The 3124-nt window shown below is 76.0% G+C and carries 2 protein-coding genes; both read right to left on the bottom strand.

From position 1 onward, the window contains the following. Positions 1–234 (bottom strand): hypothetical protein (locus GPJ59_RS34985; protein ID WP_219672092.1); only part of this gene is annotated, 234 nt, incomplete at its 3' end. A gap of 214 nt (positions 235–448) precedes the next feature. Continuing rightward, a complete protein-coding gene (locus GPJ59_RS34980) occupies positions 449–2893 on the bottom strand; it encodes a right-handed parallel beta-helix repeat-containing protein (protein ID WP_219672090.1) in 2445 nt (814 codons plus the stop codon). Positions 2894–3124 lie beyond the last annotated feature (231 nt).

The following is a 3124-nucleotide window of genomic DNA, read 5'->3' as shown; positions in this document are numbered from 1 at the left end:
GGTCCGGAGGCCGGGCACGGCGCCGGTCCGGTGGCCGGGCACGGCGCCGGTCTGGAGGCTGGTCACGGCGCCGGTCCGGTGGCCGGGCACGGCGCCGGTCTGGAGGCTGGTCACGGCGCCGGTCCGGTGGCTGGTCACGGCGCCGGTCCGGTGGCTGGTCACGGCGCCGGTCCGGTGGCTGGTCACGGCGCCGGTCTGGAGGCTGGGCACGGCGCCGGTCCGGTGGCCGGGCACGGCGCCAGTCTGGAGGCTGGGCACGGCGCCGGTTCGGAGGCTGGGCACGGCGCCGGTCCCGGAGCCGGGCACGGCCCACGTCCCGAGGCCGGGCACGGCCCAGGTCCCGAAGCCGGCAGCCACGGCCCAGGTCCCGAAGTCGGCAGCCACCGCTCCGGTCCCGAGGCCGCTGCCGCGGCCGGCGCCGAGCCCGTCCCCCGTCAGCGGCCGGGGCTCAGCACGGAGCCGTCAGCGCCGGCAGGTCCTGCGGGAACAGCAGGGTGAGCTCGTCCGTCCCCGGGTCCGCGAGCTGGGCGACCCGCCCCGCATGCCGCTCGACCATCGACTCGAAGGTCTGCCGGGCGGTGCGCCCGTTGCCGAACGCCGGACCCTTCGGCAGGTCCGTGAAGTACGCCAGCAGCGCCTCCGGCGTGCCGGGACCGAGCCGGTACTCGTGCTCCTCCGCCTGCTGCTCGACGATCCGCAGCAGCTCCTGCGGGCCGTAGTCCCCGAAGGTGATGGTCCGCGAGAACCGGGAGGCCACCCCCGGGTTGACGGTCAGGAAGCGCTCCATCTCCGCCGTGTACCCGGCGACGATGACCACCACCGCGTCCCGGTGGTCCTCCATCAGCTTCACCAGCGTGTCGATGGCCTCGCGCCCGAAGTCCCGGCCCGAGTCCTCCGGAGCCAGCGCGTACGCCTCGTCGATGAACAGCACGCCGCCGCGCGCCCGCTCGAAGGCCTCCTGGGTGCGGATCGCCGTCGAGCCGATGTGCTCCCCGACCAGGTCCACCCGGGACACCTCCACCAGGTGGCCCCGCTCCAGCGCCCCGAGCGAGGCGAGGATCTCGCCGTAGAGCCGGGCGACCGTGGTCTTGCCGGTGCCGGGGGAGCCGGTGAAGACCAGGTGGCGCCGGACGGAGGCGGCCTTCAGACCGGCCTCCTGCCGCCGCCGGCCCACCTCGATCATGTCGGTCAGTGCCCGGACCTCGCGCTTGACGCTCTCCAGCCCGACCAGTGCGTCGAGCTGGCCGAGCACCTCGGCCGAACCGCGGGCCGCGGCCGGGTCCCGCTGCGCGGGGCGCTGTTCCGGTACGCCGGCCGTGTCCGGCTCCGGTGGCTTCACGGCCGCCGCCGGTGCCGGCGCGGTGGCCACGGCCCGGGCGCCGGCCGCCTGGACCGTCCCGGGTGCGCCGAGCACCCCGGACCGCTGGGCCGACTCGTCGCTGGTGCACCCCGAAGCGAGCGGGCCCTCCTCCGCGAACTCGTAGCCCCCGCGCGCGCAGCGCTCGGTGTGGCACCGGGTCAGCGTGGTGCGGGACCCGTCGATCACGTGGAAGCCGAAACCGGAGCTGCCGGTGACCCGGCAGGCCTGGAAGCTGCCGCGGCCGCCCGCCGACACGTAGAACCCGGCCTCCGTGGGGGAGGTGACCGTGCACCGGTCCACGGTGGGGTCGGCCCCCTTGGTGACGATCACGCCCGTCTGGACGTCCTCGACGGTGCAGTTGGAGAGGGTGCCGCCGCTTCCGTGGTCACGGAACCACGCGCCTGTCGCCGCGTCCCGGATCCGGCAGTCGTCCAGCTGCGCGGTCGCACCGTCGCTGACGGACACGGCCGTGTTGCGCACCTGCGACAGGTCGCTGTCCACCACGTCGGCGCGCGAGCCGCGGTCCAGCACGAACACGGCGTCCGGAACGTCGTGCACCCGGCAGGTGTCGAGCGAGGCGGTGGCCCCGTCGCTGATCCAGACCGCCGGATAGTCGCCGGTGCTGTCGTGGATCTCGCAGGAGGTGGCGTCCACCCGGGTGCCCGGGTCCCACACCGACAGGCCGTTGCGCCCGAACCGGCGGACCGTGGTGCGGCTGAGCGAGAGCACCGAGCGCGAGCGCAGGTCCACCGCGTTCTCGGGGACGTCGTGCACGTCGCAGCCGTCCAGGGTCAGCACCGCGTCGGTGTCCAGCGTGACCCCGTCGGCCGTCGTGCGGTGCACGGAGCAGTCGGTGAGCCGGGCCGCGCCGCGCTGGGCGACCTGCACCCCGGTGCCCTTGATCTCGTACACCTCGCAGCCCAGCGCCTCCAGGCCCGAGCCCTCGCCCGTGACCGCGATGCCGGCGCCGGTGCTGTGGTGGATCCGGCAGCGCTCCAGGCGCGGGTGGCCGCCCCCGCGCACCGAGAGCCCGCTCTGCCCGGCCGCCGCGACCTCGCACTCCTCGAACACCCCGCCGCCGCCGTCGAGCACGGCGATGCCGACGCCTTCCGGGTTCTCCACGGTGCAGCGGCGCACCACCGGCCGCGCGGAGCCGCGCACCTCGATCCCGACGGCCGAGCGGGTGCTCACCCGTACGTCCGTCAGCTCGGGCGCGCCGTCCTCGATCAGCAGTGCCGGGGTGGCCCGGTCCTGCCCCTCCAGGTGGAGGTCCTGGACGACGGCGGAGGCGAGCACGGTGAGCGCGACGCCGTCGGGCGGGGCGATCCGTACGGCGCCGGGGGCGCCCTGCGGGCCGCGCAGGGTGACGGCATGACGCAGCACCAGGTTCTCCCGGTACGTGCCCGGGGAGACGGACAGCACGTCCCCGTCCCCGGCGGCGGCCAGCGCGGCGGCGAGCGTCGGATACTCACCCGAGCGCCGCCGCCAGCGCGAAGAACCGCCGTGCGTCACCTGGACCGTGCCCTGAGCCATGCGCCGTGTGCCCCCACCCTCTTGCTCGTGACTGCCGAAGCGACAGAACCGGCCGCTCCACCGTAGCGCGCCGCGGCCCGGCGGGTCGCCAGGTCAACTGCCCGCGCCCGCGCGCCCCCAGTCGGGGCCTGCCGCCGCCCACGCCCGGTCCAGCCGGACGTACCGCTGGTGCACGAGCCGGCGCAGGACCAGCCGGCGCACTGTGGCGGCCAGCGCCGCCGTGCCGAGCGC

It is taken from the genome of Streptomyces bambusae (assembly GCF_019400985.1).
GTDB lineage: Bacteria > Actinomycetota > Actinomycetes > Streptomycetales > Streptomycetaceae > Streptomyces > Streptomyces bambusae_A.
The sequence above is the reverse complement of the archived record's forward strand: the minus strand, read 5'-3'. Positions and strand labels throughout refer to the sequence as shown.